Below are 21,159 nucleotides of genomic sequence, written 5' to 3'. Positions count from 1 at the left end.
CTTGGGGGATTCGGGATCATTCCCACTCGATCGTGCCGGGCGGCTTGCTGGTATAGTCGTACGTCACCCGGTTCACGCCGCGCACCTCGTTGACGATACGGGTCGCCACGCGTGGCAGGAAGCCGCCGGGAAATTCGAACGCCTCGGCGGTCATGCCGTCGATCGAGGTCACCGCGCGCAGCGCCAGCACGCTGTCATAGGTACGCCCGTCGCCCATCACGCCTACGCTGCGCACCGGGGTGAGCACCGCGAAAGCCTGCCAGATCGCGTCGTAGAGCCCCGCGTTGCGGATTTCCTCGAGATAGATCGCGTCTGCCTTGCGCAGGATGTCGCAGCGTTCCTTGGTCACTTCGCCCGGGATGCGGATCGCCAGGCCCGGCCCCGGGAACGGATGGCGGCCGACGAACACGTCCGGCAGGCCCAGTTCGCGGCCCAGTGCGCGGACTTCGTCCTTGAACAGTTCACGCAGCGGCTCGACCAGCTGCATGTTCATCCGCGCGGGCAGGCCGCCGACATTGTGGTGGCTCTTGATCGTCACCGACGGCCCGCCGGTGAAGCTCACGCTTTCGATTACGTCCGGATAGAGCGTGCCCTGCGCCAGGAAATCGGCGCCGCCGATCTTCTTGGCCTCGTCCTCGAACACGTCGATGAAGGTCTTGCCGATGAACTTGCGCTTCGCCTCGGGATCGGTGACTCCGGCAAGGCCGTTCAGGAACAGCGTCTCGGCATTCACATGGACGAGCGGGATGTTGTAATGGCCACGGAACAGGCTGACCACCTGATCGGCCTCGCCGGCGCGCATCAGGCCGTGATCGACGAAAACGCAGGTCAGCTGGTCACCGATTGCCTCATGGATCAGCACGGCGGCGACGGCGGAATCGACACCCCCGGACAGGCCGCAGATCACCTTGCCGCTGCCCACCTGCGCGCGGATCTCGGCGATCTTGGCGGCGCGGAACTCGGCCATCGTCCAGTCGCCGGACAGACCGCAAACGTGCCGCACGAAATTAGCGAGCAGCTTGGCACCATCGGGCGTGTGGACCACTTCCGGGTGGAACTGCATCGCGTAGTAGCGGCGCTCGTCATTCGCGATCACCGCATAGGGCGAGCCGGGGCTGGTGGCGACCGGGCGGAAGCCGGGGGCGAGCTGGACGACCTTGTCGCCATGGCTCATCCACACCTGATGACTCTCGCTTTCCTGCCAGAGCCCGTCGAACAGCACGCAGCTGTCCTGAATCTCGATAAAGGCACGGCCGAACTCGCCGCTGTCGCCCAGCACGACTTCGCCACCGAGCTGGTGCATCATCACCTGCTGGCCATAGCAGATGCCGAGGACCGGCAGGCCGCTGTCGAAGATCTCCTGCGGCACCCGCGGCGAGCCGTCTTCCAGCACCGATGCGGGCGATCCGGAGAGAATCACGCCCTTGGGCTTCATCCGGGCAAAAGCCTCGGCAGCGGTGGTGAAGGGCGCGATCTCGGAATAGACCCCGGCTTCACGAACGCGGCGCGCGATCAGCTGGGTCACCTGGCTGCCGAAATCGACGATCAGGATTGAGTCGGTGTGCTGGAGCGTCATGGCCGGCGGATAGGGAGCCATCGCCGGGCTGTCAAAGGGGGTCGACGCCAGAAACAGTCATAGCCGCCGCACGCGGGGGTTACGCCGGCGCCGCTCAATCCCCATATCAAGCGTATCGCAGGCAAGACGGTTCCGTAAGCGCCAGCGGCTGAGAGACGGATGCGCTCCCGCTTACGCAAGCCGGAGACCCGTAATGGACCTCAACGATCTTCTTTCGCGCCACCAGACTTCGCTGATGCGGGCGGGCACCGCCGGATGCGTCGAGGCGCAGGCGGCGCACCGCGGCCTTGCCCGCGGCTATGCCGATCGCATCCGAGCGCTTCAGGCAAGAACGGGCACTGGCGGGGTGCTGCCCACACCGTTCTGATCGGCGCCCTGCCCCTGCTCCCCTCTGCCAAGGAACCTGCCGAATGACCGAACCGTCCGCCGACGTCCCGCAGTCGCTGCCCGCCAAGCCAACCCGGCAGGGCCCGTTCCGCCGCAAGTTCACCGCCGTGCGCCTGGCCCCGGAAAGCGCCGAGCGGCAAAGCCGCGTCGCGCTGCTCGCCTGGAACGTGCTGGGCGGCGAGCAGGCCATGGCGTTCCTGAACGCGCATGACGAAGCGCTGGGCGGCCGCCCGCTCGACCTCGCCGTGGCAAGCGCCGACGGGTGCGCCGCCGTGGAGCGCGCCATTGCGGCACGCGCGCCGGCTGGCTGAGGTCTGCGCCGATCTCTGCCCCCGGTACGGGACGAGTTCGCCCGTGCCCATGCTACGCTCTGCGCCGGTGCGGCCTTCTTTGCCGGATGGATGCTGGCGCAAGACGCACGTGCCGGGCAAGGCTGCCCACAGGCGCATCGCCGCCGATCGCGCGTGATCGCCAATGGCCTGCGCGAACTGGATCGATTTCTGAACATCCTGATCGACGAAGCCTGCTGGCGCCACGGCTTCGCCGCACAGCCCCGGCAGCGCAACACCGCCAACAAGCTCGCCGCCTTTCATGCGCAGCGAGGGCAGCGGCAGAACGAGCGGCCGCGGCTTGAGGCGCTGGCTCGCGCCCGCGACGCGCTGTTCCACTGCAACGGCATGGCGCTGCGGGGCGATCGGCGCGGCGGCGCGGTGCTCACGCTCGGCTGGCCCGCCGCGGCTGACGCTGCGAGCCTGGCGACGATCGCCGTCGGCGCGGCGATCGTCGTGACGGGGGGCGACATGGCCAGCGTCTGCGGCTATTACCGGCGACTGGCCGACGCCCTGCTGGAAGGCTGAAGCGCCCCCCGGTCGCTCGCCTCACGGCCGGATCGCCAGCCCCGTCCACTTCGCCGCGAACGCCCACAGGTCGGCGGTTTCCTCAATCACCTTGTCGGTCGGCTTGCCAGAGCCATGGCCGGCGCGCGTCTCGATCCGGATCAGGTGCGGCTTGTCGCCGATCTCGGCATGCTGGAGCGCGGCGGCGTATTTGAAGCTGTGGCCCGGCACGACCCGGTCATCGGTATCGGCGGTGGTCACCAGGATCGCCGGATAGGCGGCACCGCTCTTGATATTGTGATACGGCGAATAGGCGTAGAGCCGCTTGAAATCGGCTTCCTTCGCCGGATAGCCATAATCGTCTACCCAGTAGCGACCGGCGGTGAACCGATCGAACCGGGTCATGTCCATAACCCCCACCGCCGGCAGTGCGGCGGCGAACAGATCCGGCCGCTGGTTGGTGACGGCACCGACCAGCAGGCCGCCATTCGATCCGCCCTGGATCGCCAGTTGCCCCTTGCCGGTGATCCCCTGCGCGATCAGCGCTTCGCCGGCGGCGATGAAATCGTCGAACGCGTTCTGCTTGTTGGCTAGGCGCCCGCCATCGTGCCACGCCTTGCCATATTCCCCACCGCCGCGGATGTTCGCCACCACAAACGCTCCGCCCTGTTCCAGCCAGGCGAGCCGGCCGGCGGAGAAGCCCGGCGTGATCGGGATGTTGAACCCGCCATAACCGTAGAGGATGGTCGGCGCGGGGCCGGTCACGCTCTTCTTGCGGACGATGAACATCGGCACGCGGGTGCCGTCCTTGGAGGCGTAGAAGCGCTGCTCGACTGCATAGTCCTGCGGATCGAACGCCACCTTGGGGCTGGCCCAGGGCTGCGCCTCGCCGGTCTTCACGTCGTAGCGGAAGATCGTCGTGGGATAGTTGAAGCTGGTGAAGGCGAAGAAGGTCTCGCCCTTCTCCGGGTCGCCGCCGAAGCCGCTGGCGGTGCCGATTCCCGGCAGCGCGACCTTGCCGTCGGGCGTGCCATCGAGCTGATAGCGGCGCACTTCGGTGGCGGCATCGACCATGTAGCTCAGGATCAGCCGCCCACCGACGATCGATGCGCCGGCCAGCGTCTCCTTTTGCTCGGCCACCACTTCGTGCGGGGTGAGCGACGGATCGGCGAGATCGATCGTCACGACGCGCTGGCGCGGAGCCCCGGCATCGGTGGTGAACCAGAATTTGGTCCCGACATTGCCGATCGCCGACCAGTCATGCTCCAGCGTGCCGATCACCGTCTTCGCCTTCCACGCCGGATCGGCAAGATCGACGATATGGACGAGGTTCTTGTTGTCCGTCCCCTCGCTGGTGGAGATCACCAGATATCGGCCATCGTCAGTAATGCCGGCATAGTGGCTCTGCTTCGGCGCCGCGGGCGTTTCATAGACGAGGCGATCGGCCGACTGGTCGGTACCCAGCTTGTGGAAATAGACCTTGTGGTTCTCGGTCAGCGCCTGGAACTTGGCGTCGGCCGGCGGCTCGGGATAGCGCGAATAGAAGAAGCCGCTCCCGTCCTTGGCCCAGGAAAGGCCCATGGTGTATTTCGCCCAGTTCACCGTGTCGCCGGTTTCCTTGCCGGTCGCCACGTCGAGCACCTTCACCGTGCGCCAGTCCGTGCCGCCATCCTGGATCGAATAGGCGAGCAGCTTGCCGTCTTCGCTGGGCAGCCATTCGGCGAGCGCGGTCGCCCCGTCCTTCGACCAGCCATTGGGATCGAGCAGCACGCGCCCCTCGCCGTCCAGCCCGTCGCGCACGAACAGCACAGCCTGGTTCTGCAGGCCACTATTGTGCGCGTAGAAATAGCGGCTGCCCTTCCGCTCGGGCAGGCCGAAGCGCTCATAATCGAAAAGCTGCTTGATGCGCGCCTTCAGGGCGTCGCGGCCGGGCAGCGTCGCCAGATAGGCGTCGGTCACCTTGTTCTCGGCCTCTACCCAGGCAGCGACCTGGCTGTCGTTGCGCACGTCGTTTTCCAGCCAGCGATAGGGATCGGCGACCTTCACCCCGAATTGTTCGTCCACCACATCGACACGGCGGGTTTCGGGATAACGGATCTGGGTCATCGGCGCGGTGGTCTCCGGCGAGGTCTGGGCATGGGCGATGGCAGGTGAGGCGAGCAGGAATGGCAAAATGAAAGCGCGACGCATCAAGGAGAGCTCCTTCAGGATGCGCGGACCTTAGGCACGCCGGGGCCTGCGCTCAAGCGCGCGAAACCATTGATCTGGTAGGGGTCGAGCGCCGGCGTCGATCGGCGCGGATTGCAAACCGCCGCACGCGACCGGCGCCGGGCGAACCGGCGCTGCCACGCGCGGCGCAGAATGCGGCAATCAGCGCTTGAACAGATTCTCGGCCGTGCGCTCGATCGGCGCTTCATAAGCCTCGGGCGCGTGGCTGGCGGCGTCGCGCTCGGCGCGCAGCTGCTCGATCAGCGCCTCGCGATCGCCTTCCAGGCGAGTGTCGGTCGGGGCTTCGATCCCGGCGGCCTTGGCTGCCTTCGACACCAGCGCGTCCAGCTCGCGCTGCGAGCACAGGCCCAGCGTCACCGGATCCTTCGGCACGATGTTGCCGATATTCCAGTGGGTGCGGTCGCGGATCGCGGCGATGGTGGTGCGGGTGGTGCCGATCAGCTTGCTGATCGCGCCGTCCGAAACTTCGGGATGATTGCGCAGGATCCAGGCGATGCCGTCGGGCTTGTCCTGCCGCTTCGAAACCGGCGTATAGCGCGGCCCCTTGGTGCGGCGGACCTGCTCGGGGCCCTTCTGCATCTTCATCACATAGTTCGGGTTCTGCTGGCCTTTCTCGATTTCTTCCATCGTCAGCTCGTGTGCGCGAACGGGATCGCGGCCGGTGAGCTTGGTGGCGGCGGTGTCGTCGGCGATCGCCTGCACTTCGAGGATATGGAGCCCGCAGAACTCGGCGATCTGCTCGAACGACAGCGACGTGTTATCGACCAGCCAGGAAGCGGTCGCGTGCGGCATCAGCGGCTGGGCCACGGTCAAATCTCCGGAACTTGAAACAATAAGGGCCGCCCATCACGGGCGGCCGCATTGGTTCTTGATGTAGGCAAGGTTGCCCGCCGGAGCAAGCTTTTCCACAAACGCGTCCGTTTCAGGCCGCCGCCTTCTCGTCGCCGATCGGCACCAGCGCGTTCAGGAACTGGTGCGCGCTGGCCTCCCAGGTGAAGCTGCGGCCATAAGCGGCGCATGTCGCGCGATCGAGAGTCAGCGCGCGATCGATGGCGATACCCAGATCCTCGTCCATCGCTCCCGTCTCCGGGGTCAGCACGTCTACCGGACCGGTGACCGGATAGGCAGCGACCGGAACGCCGCAGGCCAGCGCCTCGATCATCACCAGTCCGAACGTGTCGGTGCGACTGGGGAAGACGAACACATCGGCCGCGGCATAGGCAGCGGCGAGATCCGCGCCGAACTGCGCGCCGAGGAACAGCGCCTCCGGGTAGCGCGCCTCCAGCGCCGCCCGCGCCGGGCCATCCCCCACCACCACCTTGGTGCCGGGCCGATCGACCTTCAGGAATGCCTCCAGATTCTTTTCGACCGCGACGCGACCGACATAGAGCATCACCGGTCCTTGCAGCGCCGCCATGCGCGGGTGCGGCGCGATGCCGGGGTGAAAATGGGCCAGGTCGACCCCCCGCCCCCAATGGCGGACCTGCGGCAGGCCATGATCGACCAGCGACTGGCGGATCGAGGCGGTGGAAGCCAGGATCGTCGAACTCGGGGCATGGAACCAGCGGATGTAGCGCCAGATCCATTCCGCCGGGACGCCCGAACGCGCCGAGACATAATCCGGGAACTGGGTGTGATAGGCGGTGGTGAACGGCCGCTTCTGGCGCAGGCACCAGCGCCGCGCCGCTACGCAGAGCGGCCCTTCGGTCGCCAGATGGATCGCGTTCGGCGCAAATTCTTCCAGCATCGCTCCCACGCTGGCGACGCTGGTGATTGCCAGCCGGATTTCCGGATAGGTCGGGCAAGGCAGCGAATAGAAACGGTCGGGGGAAACCACCATCACGTGATGGCCTTCGCGTTCCAGCACCCGCCGCACCGATTGGAGCGTGCGGACGACTCCGTTGACCTGGGGTTCCCAGGCATCGGTCACAATTGCGATACGCACGGCTTCGGTCCTCGCCGTTGCCGTCACGCCGCCGCCAGTCTGACCTCGGATGCTGCGCACGACTCGCGTGCCGCGATTTCCTCGGCCCAGTGGAGAATTTCCATGGACCCGTCGTAATGCTCCACCAGCGCGGTGCAACCCTCTACCCAGTCGCCGTCGTTATAATAAGCGATGCCATCGATCGCGCGGATCTCCGCCTTGTGGATATGCCCGGCGATCACGCCGTCCACGCCGCGTGCGCCGGCCTCGCGCGCCACGATTTCCTCGAACTTGGAAATGAAGGACACGGCGTTTTTCACCTTCTGCTTGGCGTATTTGCTCAGCGACCAATAGGGCAGGCCCATCCAGCGCCGTACCCGGTTCAACCAGCGGTTGAGCGTCATCATCATTTCGTAGGCAGCGTCGCCAAGGTGCGCGAGCCAGCGGTGCGACAAGGTGATCGCGTCGAACTCATCGCCGTGCAGCACCAGCAGGCGGCGACCATCGGCGGTGGTGTGGATCGCCTGGCGCTTGATCTTCACGCCGCCGAAATCGAGCCCGGTGAACTGGCGAAACATCTCGTCGTGGTTGCCGGGAATGTAGACGATTTCGGTGCCCCGCCTCGCCCGCTTCAGCACCCGCCAGACGATGTCGTTGTGGGTCGCCGGCCAGTAAAAGCGCTTCTTCATCGCCCAGCCGTCGATAATGTCGCCGACCAAATACATCTTGTCGCTGTCGACATGGTCGAGAAAGTCGATCAGCATCTCGGCGTTGCAGCCCCGCGTTCCGAGATGGACGTCGGAAATCCACACGGTGCGATACTTGCGACGACTGGTGATCGCCCGCTCCGGAATCGTCGGAGTTGATGCGTGAAAGTCCGCCAGACCGGCGACGTCGAAAGAAAGCCTGGTGATCGTGGCCATTGCCAACTTCCCGTGGATCGCTGTGCTTACCCGGGATTCGCCTATGGCCCAGCATTGTTACATTTCGAATCGTTCGCTTTTCACACGCTTGTCACACATATTCGAACGGGCTGTACCGAACGCGCCGACACAGCCCTGCTCGGTTACTCGGCCGCCGGGGCAACGGGTGCGGCCGGCGGGCTTGCCTGCGCCGTCGCGCCGGACACCAGCGTATCAAGCGTGCTGCCATCGAAGCCGAGTTCGCGCATCAGGCCATCGATAACCGGCGCTTGGGCACGGTAGCGCAGTGCCGCAGCAACGGCCGAATTGGCGAGATTGCGGTCACCATCTCCATCGTTGGCGGCACCGCCCGCCACGCCGCCGCTCCGGCCGTTCAGGCCATCGACCTGCACGATCTTGATCGAATCGATCGCCTCCAGCGGCCTCGCCGCTTCGCGCACCAGTTCGGGGAGCACATTGAGCAGCGCCAGCTTGGTCTGCAGCGAGACCTGATCCGACGAAAGCAGATTCGCTGCTTCGTTCACCGCCCGCTGGCCCGCCGCTTCGACTTCGAAGCGCACACGATCGGCCTCGGCCTTCAGCTTGGCGGCCTCCGCTTCGCCCTCCGCCGCCAGGCGAGCGGCTTCGGCGCGATCGGCAGCGGCCGCCTTCTCGGCCTCCGCCTGCACCTTAATGGCGATGGCGGCGCGCTCCGCCTCGCGTGAAGCGTCGATCAACTCGATCCGCTTGGTACGCTCGGCCACCTCGGCCTCGCGCGCGGTACGCACGGCTTCCTCGGCGACCACCGCCTCGGCGCGCGCCTTGTCCGCCACCGCCCTGGCCTGGCTTTCCTCGCGGCTTTTGTTCTGAACAGCGATCTGCTGTTCCTGCCGAGCGAGTTCGAGCGCCTGCGCCTGGGCGATCTTTGCTTCCTGGATCGCGCGATCGGCCTCGATCTGCTGCGCATCGATCTGCCGCTTCGCCTCGATCCTCGCCTGTTCGGCCTCGCGCTGCCGCGCCGCCTGTTCGCGGGCGACTTCGGACGCCTGTTCGGCGCGACGCACTTCCAGCTCGCGCTCCTGCTCCAGGCGGGCGAATTCGGTGTCCCGGCCGATCAGGAAGGATTGGCGCTGGGCTTCAAGGTTCTTGGTCTCGATCTGGACGCGGGTATCCTGCTCGATATCGTTGCGCGCCTTTTTGCGCAGCTCGATCTGTTCGGTCAGCTTGGTCAGGCCTTCGGCGTCGAACGCGTTATTAGCGTTGAAATGTTCGATCGAAGTCTGGTCCAGACCGGTCAGCGACACGCTTTCCAGCTCCAGCCCGTTCATCGCCAGATCGGCGGAGCTTACCTGCTGCACCTTCTGCACGAAATCGCTACGCTGTTCGTGGAGTTGCGCCATCGTCATGCCCGCAGCCACGGAGCGGAGCGCATCGACGAACTTGCCTTCCACCAGCTCCTTCAGCATGTCCGGGTTCATGGTACGCATGCCCAGCGTTTGCGCCGCGATCGCGATCGACTGGGCGTCGGGCTTTACCCGCACATAAAATTCTGCCTTCACGTCGATGCGCAGCCGATCGAGCGTGATCAGCGCGTCCGAATTCTTGCGCTCCACCGCCAGGCGCACGGTGTTGAGGTTCACCGGCATGGTTTCGTGGAATACCGGCAGCACCAGGGCGCCGCCGTTGATCACGACCTTCTCGCCCCCGGCGCCGGTGCGCACAAAACCGACTTCCTTGGACGCGCGCTTGTACAGCTTGGCAAAGGTGATGCCGATGATGATCAGCGCCAGCAGTGCCGCGCCCGCATAGGCGAAATAGGGCAGCATCGACGTGGCTCCTTGGGGAACAAGTGACTGCATGAGGTTCAGCCTTCGAGACGGGGCAGACGATGGTCGCCCCAAGATATGGCACGGAAGGTTTCACCCTCCCGCCGGACGAGCAGGATCTTCTCGCCCTGCTCGAAATATTGGCCGGCGCTATCGGGTTCGACCATGACGTAGTGGACCTGGCCATGTGCGTCGTGCGCCTGCGCCCGAGCCGGCGATCCGGGTGTCGCCCGGCCAATCACGATCCGGGCGGTAGTGCCGACAAGGCTTTCAATCGGAACGGCGGTGGTCAGGTCGCGCGGCAGAATGCGGCCGACGGCACGGGCCGCCACTGCCGTCAGCGGCAAGGACGCAAGCGCGACGCCCGGCACGACGATCCAGCCGTCCAACGGCGCGCCGAACCAGTCATGCGCCACCTGCTGCACGACGAGCCCCAGCACGCCGAACAGGGCGAGGAAGAGCACGATCAGGACAAGCATCGGCACTCGCCCGACGCCCAGCCAGCCGAGCACATCGACCGAGCTGTCGCCGTCGACCCCCGCATTAACCTCAGCCCAGTCCCCGCCCAGGCCAACCAATTGGACGGCGCCGATCAGCAGCATAAGCGCAAGCGCCGAGACGAATGCCATGCTGCCGGACGCGGTAACGACTTCGAGCAATGCCCCCTCCCCGAACCCTTGCAGGCTAGCCGCCTCGCGGCGCGGGTTGAAGCGAAATCGGAACGGCGAGTCACGTTTCGCCGTCTACAATGAAGGGCAAAGGACGCTCATGTCGCTCGACTCCCTGCGCCACCTTACCCGGGACATTCTGCAGATGATGGAGGAGATCCTCCGTTCCGGGGAGCCGCCGATCGACGTCGAGCAGCTCGCAGCCCTCAGAAAGAGGGTTGCGCTCGCGCACAGCCGCTTCTTCGTCGTACAGGAGCAGGCAGTGCTGCAGCCCCTGCGCCGGAGCAGCGACCCCGCGCTTGCCGCGCTTGCCCGATACTGCGTCGAGCGGGACCTGGAGGGGCGCCATCTGGGGCTCGCCCATCATCAGCGTTGGCCGCTCGCGCGGATCGCCGAAGATCCTGCCGGCTACCGAAGGGACGTGCGCAGATTCCTAAGGTGGCTCGAGGGGCGGGTGCAATTTGCCGAGGAATCCGCGTATCCCGCGCTAGCCAAGATCATTTCTTCGCCGGGACAACGCTCAGCGGACTGAAACATCGCTAGAATGTCCTCAGGAAGGATCCCGATGCAATTCACCGCGCTGTTCGCCTGTACCCAAGAACTGATCGATGCCGCGAAGGCACTGCTCCTGATCGACCCCCGGCCGAGTGCCCACGCACTGGAGGCAGCCCGCAGCCGCCTATTGGAGGCGATGCGGATCCATGGGATCACCAAGGACCGCCTGCTTCTTGCCACGCTACGCGAGAGCGACGATTGTGCGCATCTGGCGATGGCGCGCCGCACCACCGAACAGGATCTTGAATGGCGCCAGCGCACGCTCGACTATTTCGCCGCGTGGCCGCTGGGCGCGGTCCTGGCGAACCCGCCGGGCCACGTCCGGGCCGTGCATCGCCTTCTGCGGATGTTCGAACGCCGGGTCGCGCATCAGGAGCAGCTGTTGCTGCCAATGGCCGAGGAAGCGCTGGTGCAGCGCCCGCTGGCCGCCTGATCAGGCGCGGGCGTCGCCGATCGTCAGTACGATCTTGCCGATATGCTCCCCCGCTTCCATGCGCCGATGCGCGTCGGGCGCTTCTGCCAGCGGGTAGGTGCGATCGATCACGGGCTTGAGCCTGCCTTCGGCGACCAGCGGCCAGACGGTGCGTCGCAGTTCGTCGGCGACCAGCGACTTGAACTCGGTGGAGCGCGGGCGCAGCGTGGATCCGGTCAACGTCAGGCGGCGACGCATCACATCCCAGATCGGAATGGTGGCGGTGGCGCCGCCCTGCACCGCAATCGAGACATGACGCCCCTCTTCAGCCAGGCACTGCAGGTTGCGCGGCACGTAATCGCCGCCGACCATGTCGATCACGATCTCCACGCCCTTGCCACCGGTGAAGGCTTTTACCGCTTCAACGAAATCCTGCGTCTTGTAGTTGATCGCCAGATCGGCTCCGAGCGCGCGGGCCGCCGCGCACTTCTCGTCGGATCCGGCAGTGACCACGATCTTCAGATCGAACAGCTTCGCCAGCGCGATCGCCATGGTTCCGATGCCGCTGGTGCCCCCATGCACAAGTACCGTCTCGCCGGGCCCTGCCCAGGCCCGCTCGAACAGATTGGACCAGACGGTGAAAAGCGTCTCCGGCATCGCCGCGGCTTCCACCAGGGTAAGCGCCGGCGGCACGGGTAGGCACTGGCCTGCGGGGGCTATCGCGTATTCCGCATAGGCGCCGCCGGCAATCAGCGCGCACACCCGCTGGCCGAGCAGCGACTCGTCGGCCTTGCCGCCCAGCGCGACGACGGTGCCCGCGATTTCCATGCCGAGGATCGATGGTGCGCCCGGCGGCGGCGGATATTTGCCCTGCCGCTGCAAAACCTCGGGCCGGTTGACCCCTGCGGCCGCGACTCGGACGAGTACTTCCCCTTCCCCAGGCGTGGGGACCGGGCGCGCCACCGGCACCAGCACTTCGGGGCCGCCCGGCGCATCGGGATCGATGGCCAGCATCATTTCGGCTGCGATCATCGGTTCGTCGCTTTTTAACCTAAGGAGAAATCCGGCGCCTTATTGACATCGCACCGCACCGGGTCAACGTTTCGTCGCATGGACGCCGATGAAAATCTTCCGCGTCGTTCCGACGACCTCGCGGTGCAGCTGGCCAGGCAGGATCTCGATCCCTTCTCGGTCGCCGAACTCGAAGCGCGTATCCGTTTGCTGGAAAACGAGATCTCTCGATGTCGCGGAAAGATTCAACAGGCTGTTCACCACCGCGCAAGCGCAGACGCTCTATTTAAGAGATGAGCGTCACGGCACCGGAATTCGGGCGATACGCCACGATCCGCCGGTGCGGGGCCGCAGCGCTTGATGCAGAGCCCTGCCCTCCCGACATAAGGGAATACGGGCTCGGCACCCTTTCGGCCCGACTGGAGTTGTATCCGAATGCCTAGTTTCGCCTCCGCTCTTGAAGCCACTCTCCACAAGGCGCTCGAGGCAGCCTCTGCCCGCCGCCACGAATATGCGACGCTCGAGCATCTGCTGCTCGCGTTGATCGACGACGAACACGCCTCCAAGGTGATGAGCGCGTGTGGAGTGGATCTGGGCGAGTTGAAGACCACCGTGGCGCACTATCTCGATACCGAGCTGGAAGCGCTGAAGGTGGACAATGCCACCGATCCTTCCCCCACCAGCGGGTTCCAGCGCGTCGTCCAGCGCGCGATCCTGCACGTCCAGTCTTCGGGTCGCGACGAAGTGACCGGCGCGAACGTGCTGGTCGCGCTGTTCAGCGAGCGCGAGAGCTACGCGGTCTATTTCCTGCAGCAGCAGGACATGAGCCGCCTCGATGCCGTCAGCTATATCAGCCACGGCGTCGGCAAGGGCGGTTCCACGCCCACCGAGGCGAGCACCCCCAAGGGCGCTGCCGAGGACGACAAGTCGAACAAGCAGGAGGCGAAGACGGGCAAGGGTGAGAGCGCGCTCAAGCAGTTCACCGTCGACCTCAACGAGAAGGCGAAGATCGGCAAGGTCGATCCGCTGATCGGCCGCTCCGCCGAAGTCGACCGCACCGTCCAGATCCTGTGCCGGCGCAGCAAGAACAACCCGCTCTATGTGGGCGATCCCGGCGTCGGCAAGACTGCCATCGCCGAGGGGCTGGCGCGCAAGATCATCGAGGGCGAAGTCCCCGACGTGCTGAAGGACGCGGTGATCTACTCGCTCGACATGGGCGCCCTGCTCGCCGGCACCCGCTATCGCGGCGATTTCGAGGAGCGGCTGAAGCAGGTCGTCTCCGAACTCGAGAAGCTGCCCCACGCGGTGCTGTTCATCGACGAGATCCACACCGTGATCGGCGCTGGGGCTACCAGCGGCGGCGCGATGGATGCGTCGAACCTGCTCAAGCCGGCGCTGTCTGGCGGCACGATCCGGTGCATCGGTTCGACCACGTACAAGGAGTTCCGCAACCATTTCGAGAAGGACCGCGCGCTGCTGCGCCGCTTCCAGAAGATCGACGTCAACGAGCCGTCGGTAGAGGATACGGTGAAGATTCTGGCCGGCCTGCGCTCGGCCTTCGAGCAGCACCATTCGGTGAAGTACACCCCCGACGCGATCAAGTCGGCGGTGGAGCTGTCGGCGCGCTACATCAACGACCGCAAGCTGCCCGACAAGGCGATCGACGTGATCGACGAAGTCGGCGCGATGCAGATGCTGGTGGCGCCGTCGAAGCGCAAGAAGGTCATCACCCCCAAGGAGATCGAGCAGGTCATCGCGACCATGGCGCGGATCCCGGCCAAGACCGTCTCGTCCGACGACACCCGCGTGCTCGCCAATATCGAGCAGGATCTGAAGCGCGTCGTGTTCGGCCAGGACAAGGCGATCGAAGTGCTGTCCTCGGCGATCAAGCTCAGCCGTGCGGGCCTGCGCGATCCGGACAAGCCGATCGGCAACTATCTGTTCTCGGGCCCCACGGGCGTCGGCAAGACCGAGGTGGCGAAGCAGCTCGCGACGCTGCTCGGTATCCCGCTCCAGCGCTTCGACATGTCCGAGTACATGGAACGCCACTCGGTCAGCCGGCTGATCGGTGCCCCTCCGGGCTATGTCGGCTATGACCAGGGCGGCCTGCTGACCGACGCGGTCGACCAGAACCCGCATTCGGTGCTGCTGCTCGACGAAATCGAAAAGGCGCATCCGGACCTGTTCAACATCCTGTTGCAGGTGATGGACAACGGCAAGCTGACCGATCACCACGGCAAGACCGTCGATTTCCGCAACACCATCCTCATCATGACCACCAATGCCGGTGCGTCGGACATGGCGAAGGAAAGCGTGGGCTTCGGCGAACTGAGCCGCGAGGACGTGCAGGAAGAAGCGGTGAAGAACCTCTTCACCCCGGAATTCCGCAACCGCCTCGATGCGATCGTGCCGTTCGGCTATCTGCCGCCGGAAGTCGTCGCCCGTGTCGTCGACAAGTTCGTGCTCCAGCTGGAGCTGCAGCTCACCGATCGCGGCGTCCACATCCAGCTGGACGAGGAAGCCAAGGCGTGGCTCACCAAGCGCGGCTATGACAAGCTGTACGGCGCCCGTCCGATGGGCCGGCTGATGCAGGAGAAGATCAAGCAGCCGCTCGCCGAGGAGCTGCTGTTCGGCAAGCTCGTTCATGGCGGCGAAGTGAACGTGAAGCTGAAGGACAATGCGCTGGCGTTCGAAATCGTGCCGGCCGCACCCAAGAAGCCGAAAAAGGGCAAGAAGGCGGAACCCGCCGGTGCCTGATCCGGCACCGCGTCCGTCTGAACACAAAAGGCCCGGGGAGCTCTTCCCCGGGCCTTTTCTCTGTCGTCGCTAGGCTGCAGGTCAGGGTTGCGGGCTGGTCCGGCGGAACGGGATATCCGCACTCCAATAAGTCAGCGCGCGCCACACCCACTCGATCGGGCCATAGCGGAAGTGCGCCAGCCACCAATGCGCCGCCACGATCTGCACCGCGGCCGCCGCCAGGCCGACATATAAGCGGGTGGCCGCATCCCAATCGTCGTATAGGCCCAGCCCGTAGCCGTAGAAGAGCGGAACGAAGACCACCGATTGCAGGATGTAGAAGGTCAGCGTCAGCCGTCCGGGCGCCGCCAGCGGCCGTACCAACCATCGCGCGCGCCCGTCGTACAGCGCGATCACCAGCAGCGCCCAGAAGGCGGTGCCCGCAAGGTCGAGCCACATGTTGATCAGCGCCCAGAATGCCCGCTCGGCCGACGCGCCATAGCCCAAATCGGCGAATTCTAGCCGCAGCGGCTCCCGCATCAGGAACAAGCCGATGGCGAGCACGGCAACCCCGGGGAGCGCGATGCGGCGCCAGCCGCGGCTCCTGGCCAAATCTTCAAAAAAGCCGGTGCGGCCCAGCACCAGGCCGAGCAGGTAAAGACCAAGGATCTGCACCAGCCGACCATATTCCAGGAAGAACCAGAACTTGGATTGCTGGCCCTCCCAAAGATTGACCCGCAATACCTGCCAAAGCGTGCCGTGCAGATAGAGCGGCATGCCGGGATCGAACGACGACATCGCCGGGCCGGTGGCCCAGGCGGCACCGCTCGCGGCCGCGATCACTTGCGCGATCAGCGAAGGCCCCGCAAAGCAGAGGCACGCCGCTGTCAGCAGCAGCACGTTGCTGCGGATCCGGTTGACCAGCAGCAACACCAAGCCAAGCGCCGCCAGCGTCTGGATGATGTCGCCGCGATAGACCAGCGAGTGCAGGAACCCGATGCCGAACAGGATCAGCAGACGCCATGCGAACCGCCCGCTAAAATCCACCCCCCGCGCAGCCGCGCGATCCATCAGGATGAAGAAGCTGAACCCGAAGCACAGCGCGAGCAGCGAGAAGCTTTTGCCCATGAACAGGGTGAAGACGACGTCGGAGATGCGCCCGGGCTTTTCCACGGCCCAGAAAAGCTCGTAGCTTTCGATGATATGCACTAGAAACAGCGCCATCAGTGCGAAGCCGCGTAGAACGTCCACAACATCAAGGCGGATGGAAGAAGCTCGGGGTTGATTCATTCCGTGTCGCGATCAAACTCTCGAGGTGCCGTTGCGCCGCTCCCCCCGATCGGAGCGCCGGCAGGATGAACATGGCAAGAGCGCCTTTACGACTTGTTTGCCACACAAGCGTAGCGGGAATGACGATGCAAATCGCCTGTCTCCGTCGGCTGCTGAACATCGTGCTGGTCGCGATGCTCGGCTGTATCGTGCCACAGGCAGCCCTTGCCGAAGCGGGCGTTGCAGGTCAACCACTTGCCGTCTGCATCGCGCGGGATAGCGGGCAAACGGCGGAAGCGATGCTCCGCCAACCCGAGGCATTTGATTGCAAGACGCCCCAGCATCGCTTTGGCGCCGGCAGCTTCTGGGCGATCACCGCGCCGATCGATCGCCGGTCCACCTTCGCTACCCCGTTGGTATTGCGCTTCGCCAGCCTCTGGCAGGACGGGCTGTCAATCCATATCCAATATGCCGATGGCGCAGTACGCTCCTGGGCCAGTCCGGCCACGGGCATCACGCCGCTGATCCAGCTTGGCGCGATCGCCCAGACGCCGCTTCCCGTGCGCGAGCCGGCGATCACCCGCGTGCTGTTCCATGTCGATGGTGCGGCGAACGTACGCGGCATCATGATCGGCGTGCGCGTGGCGAACCAGGCGGATGCCGCGGCCGCCAATCTGGGGCTGGCGGCGTTGTATGCCTTTTTCTCCGGCCTTTCGCTCGCGCTGATCGTCTATAACTTTGCGCTATGGTGTGCGATGGGCCACCGCTTCCAACTGCATTATTGCATGCTGTTGGCGGCGCTGCTGGGCTATACCATCACCTCTTCCGGTGCCTTTGCCTGGGCGGCACCGCTGATCGCGAACAACGATCGGCTGCGCTTGAACTATCTGTTCATCGGCCTCGCCGGCGGTGCCGCGGCGCTGTTCACGCGCAGCTTCTTCGAAGAACAGCCGATGCCGCGCTGGCTCGACAAGGCGTCGCAAATCGTCGCCGCGGCGGTGCCCCTGTCCAGTTTCACCGTGGCAACCTTCGGCTCACTCGATCTGCGACTGGCCGACCTTCTGTACACGCTCGCATTCGGCGGGCTGCTCGCCATCGTGCTACCCACGCTCTGGGGAGCCTGGCGCCAGCGTTCCCACTTTCTGTGGCTGTTCGCACTCGCCTGGTGTGCGCCAATCCTGCTGGCGGCGGTGCGCGTCCTCGCATCGCTGCATCTGATCGGCTGGAACTTCTGGATCGACAATTCGACGATCGTCTCGATGGGTGCGGAGGCGCTGGTCTCCGCGCTCGCCGTTGCCTACCGGATCAAGTTCCTGCGCGACGAACGCGATGCCGCGCTGACCCGCGAAGTCGTGGCGCGGCGGCTGGCGGACATCGATCCGCTCACCGGACTGCTAAACCGCCGTGCGTTCCTGCGGAACGCCATCGGCCGTGCCGGCCAGCATCAGCTTCTCCTGATCGACATCGATCATTTCAAGCGCGTCAATGAGACGCTGGGCCATGATGGCGGCGACGATGTGCTGCGGCTTTTCGCCCGCGCGCTCCGCACCGCGCTCCCCGCCCAGGTGCTGATCGCGCGCATGGGTGGCGAGGAGTTCGCGGTGCTGACGCAAAGCGAACACCGGCTCGATGCCGAACAGTTGCTGTCGCGATTGCGCACGGTGCGGATGCCCTTCGATCTGCGCGTCACCGCAAGCATCGGCACCTGCGCCGGGCCGCTCGCCAACGATATCGATTGGAAGGCGCTGTATCGATCTGCCGACCGGGCCTTGTTCGAAGCCAAGGCGGCCGGGCGGGATCGGGTGCGCGCGCACGATCTCGCCTTGGCATGATCTTGCTGGCGGGGCCCGAACCGCGTATGAGGTCGGCAAGGGAGATCGGTCTGATGTCGCGGCACAAATGGTTGGCTGGCATTGCAGTCGTCGGGGCAGTCGCGTTGGTCGCTCTGCAGGCGGAGCGCCCGCGCGCCGATTTCCAGATACTCACTCATCGCGCGGGCGACATGGCGCCTCAGAAGGTGCAGGCAGCAATCGACATGGGCGTTGTCGCGGTTTCGGTGATCGTCACCTGGAGCCGCGCGCTCTCGCACTGAGACGTGCCGCTACGGCATCCTACGCCTCGGCACTGAACGGCCTGAAGTCGGGGTTTTCGACTGTAAAATACGCACAAAACCGTGCTTGCATGGCCCCGGCGGCCTGCTTACACTGGTGTCAATGATAGAGTCCGAACAGGTCTGGAAGACCGCTTATCGGCATCCAGGAGAGTGGGATCGCAGCTACGCGCCGCGGTCCATGGTAGACCTTTTCGAGGAGAGCGCGAATGCCCATCCGCAGGCCCCGCTGCTCGATTTCATGGGTCGCATCTACAGCTATGGCGAGGTACGCGGCGGCGCCGACCGGGTAGCTTGCGGGTTGCGAGCGCTGGGCTATGGCCCGGGCGACCGGATCGGCCTGTTCCTGCCCAACGTGCCGCATTACGTCGCTGCCTATTACGGCATTCTCAAGCTCGGCGCGACGGTGGTGAATTTCTCCCCGCTTTATTCGGTTGAGGAACTGGCCGCGCAGGTCGCCGATTCGGGCACCCGGCTGCTGTTCACCTTGTCGGCCACCGCCCTGTTGCCCACTGCGCTGAAAGTGCTCGAGAAAAGCGGGCTTGAACGGCTGGTAGTCGGCTCGGTCGCCGGTGCGCTGCCGACGGCCAAGTCGCTATTCTATCAGCTGTTCCGGGGCAGCGAAGTCGCCGTCCGGCCGCACGACCCGCGCATCCTCGCCTTTTCGAAGCTGATCGCCAATACGGGCGAGTGCCAGGCCCATGCCATCGATCCCGACCGCGATGTCGCGCTGATCCAATATACCGGCGGCACCACTGGCACGCCCAAGGGTGCGGTGCTCACCCATCAAAACCTTTCGGCCAATGCCCGTCAGGTGGCAGAGCTCGATCCCGACCTCGGGCATGCAGACGATTCGGTGCTCGGCGTGCTGCCCTTCTTCCACGTCTTCGCCAACACCTGCGTGCTCAACCGCACGGTAATCACCGGCGGGCGGATCGTGATGCTGCCGCGCTTCAATGCGCAGCAGGTGCTGGCGGAACTGCGCCGCACCCGCCCCCGCTCGCTCCCCGGCGTGCCGACCATGTACCAGGCGCTGCTCGATGCACCGGGCATGAAGTCCACCGACTTCTCATCGCTGCGCTTCTGCATCTCGGGCGGCGCGCCTTTGCCCGAACAGCTGAAGCTGAACTGGGAGAGCACGACCGGCGCGCATATCATCGAAGGCTATGGGCTGTCGGAAAGCTCGGGCGTGGTCTCCGCCAATCCCTATGTCGGGCTCAACAAGCCCGGCACCATCGGTCAGCCGATCGCCGGCACCCGCGTCCGCCTGGTCGACAAGGAAGATCCGCGCAAGCCTGCGCCGCCGGGCGAACCGGGCGAGATCGTCGTCCAGGGGCCCCAGATCATGCGCGGCTATTGGAACCGGCCGGAAGCGGACGCCGGCGTTTTCGTCGACGATCACTGGCTGCGCACCGGCGACGTCGGCCTCATCGATGAGGATGGCTATATCCGCATTGTCGATCGGCTGAAGGACATGATCGCCGTCGGCGGGTTCAAGGTCTTCCCCAGCCAGATCGAAGCGGTGCTCTACACCCATCCCGCGGTGAAGGAGGCGCTCGTCCTCGGCCTGCCCGACGCCTATCACGGCGAGTTGCCGCACGCCTATGTCGCGCTGAACGAAGGCGCCCATGCCGATGCTGTGGAGATGTGCGCCTGGCTGAACGCGCAGCTGGGCAAGCACGAGCGCGTCAAGGAAGTGGTGATCCGCGAGAGCTTGCCGAAGACGATGATCGGCAAGCTCAGCCGGAAGGATCTGCTGGCGGAGGTGCGGGCCGGCCTTTAGCCGCGCCCGCGCCAGTCCCGCTAAAGCATTATGACGCGCTCTAATTGGCGCAGGTGGTGAGCTTGGCCGCTTCTGCCGAGTCCCGCACCCGATCGCCTTCGCGCACCTGATAGAGCTGCGACCACAGCTTGCCGGTGACGAACAGCCGCTTGCCTTCGGCGTCATAGGCGATGCCGTTGGCGACGTCGTCCGCGCCGCGATTCTGCGGACCCAGTGCGGTGACGTCCAGGAAGCTCAGCACCTTGCCGCTCGTCGGATCGATCTTCGCAATCAGGTTGGTCTGCCAGATATTGGCGTAGATCGCGCCGTCCACCCATTCCAGCTCGTTGAGATTAGCGACCGGGCAGCCATTGGCGGTCACCCGCAGCGTCGAGGTAACCTGCATGGAACTGGGATCGAGAAAGCGGAGCACGGGAGTGCCATCGCTCATGATGATCGCCTTGTCGTTGCGGGTCAGGCTCCAGCCTTCGCCGGTATAGGAAAAGGTGCCGCGCGGCTCGAACTTGTCGAGCCCGTAGACGAAGCCCGTCTGGTCCTGCCAGGTCAGCTGGTACAGCTTGTCGCCCCAGGCGACGATGCCCTCGCCGAAATACGGGGCGGGCAACGCCTGTTCCTGCTGCACCTTGCCCGTCGCTAGATCGACCTTGCGGACGAACGATTCCCCGACGCGTCCGGTGCTTTCGTACAGCACGCCCTTGTCGATAAAGAGCCCTTCGGTGAACGCCGTTCGATCGTGCGGCAGCGTCTCCACCACATTCGCCCGGTACACCGGAACGCCGCCGGGCCGGATCTGGGTATAGGCGACGGCACCGCCCGCGATCAGCACGATCGCCGCCAGGATCACCAACAGGATACGCTTCATCGCTCGCTCTTCCACATAGGGGCCCGCCGCGCCACCAAGCCGAGCGGCGCGCGCATGTAAAGCCCTTAGCGAC

Annotated in this window: 20 protein-coding genes; 10 read left to right on the top strand and 10 right to left on the bottom strand. The window is 65.3% G+C overall.

What is annotated here, in order from left to right; genetic code table 11:
* Positions 1 to 16: 16 nt before the first annotated feature.
* Positions 17 to 1,576: a glutamine-hydrolyzing GMP synthase gene (gene guaA / locus B215_RS0104020; protein ID WP_026008922.1), complete on the bottom strand. Its 1,560-nt coding sequence runs from the start codon at positions 1,574 to 1,576 to the stop codon at positions 17 to 19.
* 193 nt (positions 1,577 to 1,769) lie between these two features.
* On the opposite strand from guaA, the gene B215_RS21495 reads away from it, so the two are divergent.
* The 3 genes from B215_RS21495 to B215_RS0104005 all read left to right on the top strand — a co-directional run bounded on the left by B215_RS21495 (position 1,770) and on the right by B215_RS0104005 (position 2,820).
* On the top strand, positions 1,770 to 1,943 hold the full coding sequence (locus tag B215_RS21495) for a hypothetical protein (protein ID WP_019368339.1): 174 nt from the start codon (positions 1,770 to 1,772) through the stop codon (positions 1,941 to 1,943).
* Positions 1,944 to 1,986: 43 nt separating this feature from the next.
* Entirely contained in the window at positions 1,987 to 2,274 is a 288-nt protein-coding gene (locus B215_RS0104010) for a hypothetical protein (RefSeq protein WP_019368338.1), read from the top strand.
* Between the two features lie 90 nt (positions 2,275 to 2,364).
* Positions 2,365 to 2,820 (top strand): hypothetical protein, encoded by a 456-nt coding sequence (locus B215_RS0104005; protein ID WP_019368337.1) that lies wholly within the window; start codon positions 2,365 to 2,367, stop codon positions 2,818 to 2,820.
* A 21-nt stretch (positions 2,821 to 2,841) separates the two neighbouring features.
* Here B215_RS0104005 and B215_RS0104000 read toward each other — a convergent pair whose 3' ends face one another.
* From B215_RS0104000 to B215_RS0103975, 6 genes are all read right to left on the bottom strand, one after another.
* A complete protein-coding gene (locus B215_RS0104000; RefSeq protein ID WP_019368336.1) occupies positions 2,842 to 4,989 on the bottom strand; it encodes a prolyl oligopeptidase family serine peptidase in 2,148 nt (715 codons plus the stop codon).
* Between the two features lie 180 nt (positions 4,990 to 5,169).
* Positions 5,170 to 5,820, bottom strand: a complete 651-nt coding sequence (locus B215_RS0103995) for a DUF1013 domain-containing protein (RefSeq protein ID WP_173644861.1) — start codon at positions 5,818 to 5,820, stop codon at positions 5,170 to 5,172.
* A 130-nt stretch (positions 5,821 to 5,950) separates the two neighbouring features.
* Positions 5,951 to 6,973, bottom strand: coding sequence for a glycosyltransferase family 4 protein (locus B215_RS0103990; RefSeq protein WP_026008919.1), 1,023 nt, complete (start codon positions 6,971 to 6,973; stop codon positions 5,951 to 5,953).
* A 23-nt stretch (positions 6,974 to 6,996) separates the two neighbouring features.
* Positions 6,997 to 7,875, bottom strand: a complete 879-nt coding sequence (locus tag B215_RS0103985) for a UDP-2,3-diacylglucosamine diphosphatase (RefSeq protein ID WP_019368333.1) — start codon at positions 7,873 to 7,875, stop codon at positions 6,997 to 6,999.
* 143 nt (positions 7,876 to 8,018) lie between these two features.
* A complete protein-coding gene (locus B215_RS0103980) occupies positions 8,019 to 9,680 on the bottom strand; it encodes a flotillin family protein (protein ID WP_019368332.1) in 1,662 nt (553 codons plus the stop codon).
* Between the two features lie 38 nt (positions 9,681 to 9,718).
* Positions 9,719 to 10,339, bottom strand: a complete 621-nt coding sequence (locus B215_RS0103975) for a YqiJ family protein (RefSeq protein WP_019368331.1) — start codon at positions 10,337 to 10,339, stop codon at positions 9,719 to 9,721.
* Between the two features lie 109 nt (positions 10,340 to 10,448).
* On the opposite strand from B215_RS0103975, the gene B215_RS0103970 reads away from it, so the two are divergent.
* Together B215_RS0103970 and B215_RS0103965 are read left to right on the top strand one after the other, a co-directional pair.
* Positions 10,449 to 10,880 carry a hypothetical protein gene (locus B215_RS0103970; RefSeq protein ID WP_019368330.1) on the top strand — a complete coding sequence of 144 codons (432 nt, stop codon included), beginning with the start codon at positions 10,449 to 10,451 and terminating at the stop codon, positions 10,878 to 10,880.
* 33 nt (positions 10,881 to 10,913) lie between these two features.
* Positions 10,914 to 11,336 carry a hypothetical protein gene (locus tag B215_RS0103965; protein WP_019368329.1) on the top strand — a complete coding sequence of 141 codons (423 nt, stop codon included), beginning with the start codon at positions 10,914 to 10,916 and terminating at the stop codon, positions 11,334 to 11,336.
* Here B215_RS0103965 and B215_RS0103960 read toward each other — a convergent pair whose 3' ends face one another.
* Entirely contained in the window at positions 11,337 to 12,347 is a 1,011-nt protein-coding gene (locus B215_RS0103960; RefSeq protein ID WP_019368328.1) for an NAD(P)H-quinone oxidoreductase, read from the bottom strand.
* Between the two features lie 78 nt (positions 12,348 to 12,425).
* Here B215_RS0103960 and B215_RS20790 point away from each other — a divergent pair, with 78 nt between their 5' ends.
* Positions 12,426 to 12,623 (top strand): DUF1192 domain-containing protein, encoded by a 198-nt coding sequence (locus B215_RS20790; protein ID WP_082664393.1) that lies wholly within the window; start codon positions 12,426 to 12,428, stop codon positions 12,621 to 12,623.
* A 138-nt stretch (positions 12,624 to 12,761) separates the two neighbouring features.
* Complete coding sequence (clpA, locus tag B215_RS0103950) at positions 12,762 to 15,083, top strand: ATP-dependent Clp protease ATP-binding subunit ClpA (protein ID WP_019368326.1); 2,322 nt, start codon at positions 12,762 to 12,764, stop codon at positions 15,081 to 15,083.
* A gap of 81 nt (positions 15,084 to 15,164) precedes the next feature.
* Here clpA and B215_RS0103945 read toward each other — a convergent pair whose 3' ends face one another.
* Positions 15,165 to 16,286: a DUF418 domain-containing protein gene (locus B215_RS0103945; protein WP_236704394.1), complete on the bottom strand. Its 1,122-nt coding sequence runs from the start codon at positions 16,284 to 16,286 to the stop codon at positions 15,165 to 15,167.
* 185 nt (positions 16,287 to 16,471) lie between these two features.
* On the opposite strand from B215_RS0103945, the gene B215_RS0103940 reads away from it, so the two are divergent.
* The 3 genes from B215_RS0103940 to B215_RS0103930 all read left to right on the top strand — a co-directional run bounded on the left by B215_RS0103940 (position 16,472) and on the right by B215_RS0103930 (position 20,224).
* Positions 16,472 to 18,163: a GGDEF domain-containing protein gene (locus B215_RS0103940; RefSeq protein ID WP_019368324.1), complete on the top strand. Its 1,692-nt coding sequence runs from the start codon at positions 16,472 to 16,474 to the stop codon at positions 18,161 to 18,163.
* A gap of 53 nt (positions 18,164 to 18,216) precedes the next feature.
* Positions 18,217 to 18,423, top strand: coding sequence for a hypothetical protein (locus B215_RS0103935; protein ID WP_050990130.1), 207 nt, complete (start codon positions 18,217 to 18,219; stop codon positions 18,421 to 18,423).
* A 121-nt stretch (positions 18,424 to 18,544) separates the two neighbouring features.
* A complete protein-coding gene (locus B215_RS0103930) occupies positions 18,545 to 20,224 on the top strand; it encodes a long-chain-fatty-acid--CoA ligase (RefSeq protein ID WP_026008915.1) in 1,680 nt (559 codons plus the stop codon).
* 40 nt (positions 20,225 to 20,264) lie between these two features.
* On the opposite strand, the gene B215_RS0103925 is transcribed toward B215_RS0103930, so the two are convergent.
* Positions 20,265 to 21,086 (bottom strand): glutaminyl-peptide cyclotransferase, encoded by an 822-nt coding sequence (locus tag B215_RS0103925; protein ID WP_019368321.1) that lies wholly within the window; start codon positions 21,084 to 21,086, stop codon positions 20,265 to 20,267.
* Positions 21,087 to 21,159: the final 73 nt, after the last annotated feature.

Origin of the sequence: Sphingomonas sp. ATCC 31555, from assembly GCF_000282895.1 — a bacterium.
Taxonomy (GTDB): Bacteria; Pseudomonadota; Alphaproteobacteria; order Sphingomonadales; family Sphingomonadaceae; genus Sphingomonas.
This window is presented reverse-complemented; position numbering and strand designations above follow the sequence as displayed.

Coding starts and splice junctions, on each gene's coding strand:
- B215_RS0103945 (WP_236704394.1), bottom strand. CDS start 16,286: ATGGCGCTGTTTCTAGTGCATATCATCGAAAGCTACGAGCTTTTCTGG.
- B215_RS0103930 (WP_026008915.1), top strand. CDS start 18,545: ATGATAGAGTCCGAACAGGTCTGGAAGACCGCTTATCGGCATCCAGGA.
- B215_RS0103925 (WP_019368321.1), bottom strand. CDS start 21,086: ATGAAGCGTATCCTGTTGGTGATCCTGGCGGCGATCGTGCTGATCGCG.
- B215_RS20790 (WP_082664393.1), top strand. CDS start 12,426: ATGGACGCCGATGAAAATCTTCCGCGTCGTTCCGACGACCTCGCGGTG.
- B215_RS21495 (WP_019368339.1), top strand. CDS start 1,770: ATGGACCTCAACGATCTTCTTTCGCGCCACCAGACTTCGCTGATGCGG.
- B215_RS0103940 (WP_019368324.1), top strand. CDS start 16,472: ATGACGATGCAAATCGCCTGTCTCCGTCGGCTGCTGAACATCGTGCTG.
- B215_RS0104010 (WP_019368338.1), top strand. CDS start 1,987: ATGACCGAACCGTCCGCCGACGTCCCGCAGTCGCTGCCCGCCAAGCCA.
- B215_RS0103970 (WP_019368330.1), top strand. CDS start 10,449: ATGTCGCTCGACTCCCTGCGCCACCTTACCCGGGACATTCTGCAGATG.
- B215_RS0103960 (WP_019368328.1), bottom strand. CDS start 12,347: ATGATCGCAGCCGAAATGATGCTGGCCATCGATCCCGATGCGCCGGGC.
- B215_RS0103965 (WP_019368329.1), top strand. CDS start 10,914: ATGCAATTCACCGCGCTGTTCGCCTGTACCCAAGAACTGATCGATGCC.
- B215_RS0103995 (WP_173644861.1), bottom strand. CDS start 5,820: ATGCCGCACGCGACCGCTTCCTGGCTGGTCGATAACACGTCGCTGTCG.
- B215_RS0103980 (WP_019368332.1), bottom strand. CDS start 9,680: ATGCTGCCCTATTTCGCCTATGCGGGCGCGGCACTGCTGGCGCTGATC.
- clpA (WP_019368326.1), top strand. CDS start 12,762: ATGCCTAGTTTCGCCTCCGCTCTTGAAGCCACTCTCCACAAGGCGCTC.
- B215_RS0103935 (WP_050990130.1), top strand. CDS start 18,217: ATGTCGCGGCACAAATGGTTGGCTGGCATTGCAGTCGTCGGGGCAGTC.
- B215_RS0103985 (WP_019368333.1), bottom strand. CDS start 7,875: ATGGCCACGATCACCAGGCTTTCTTTCGACGTCGCCGGTCTGGCGGAC.
- B215_RS0104005 (WP_019368337.1), top strand. CDS start 2,365: ATGCTGGCGCAAGACGCACGTGCCGGGCAAGGCTGCCCACAGGCGCAT.
- B215_RS0104000 (WP_019368336.1), bottom strand. CDS start 4,989: ATGCGTCGCGCTTTCATTTTGCCATTCCTGCTCGCCTCACCTGCCATC.
- guaA (WP_026008922.1), bottom strand. CDS start 1,576: ATGACGCTCCAGCACACCGACTCAATCCTGATCGTCGATTTCGGCAGC.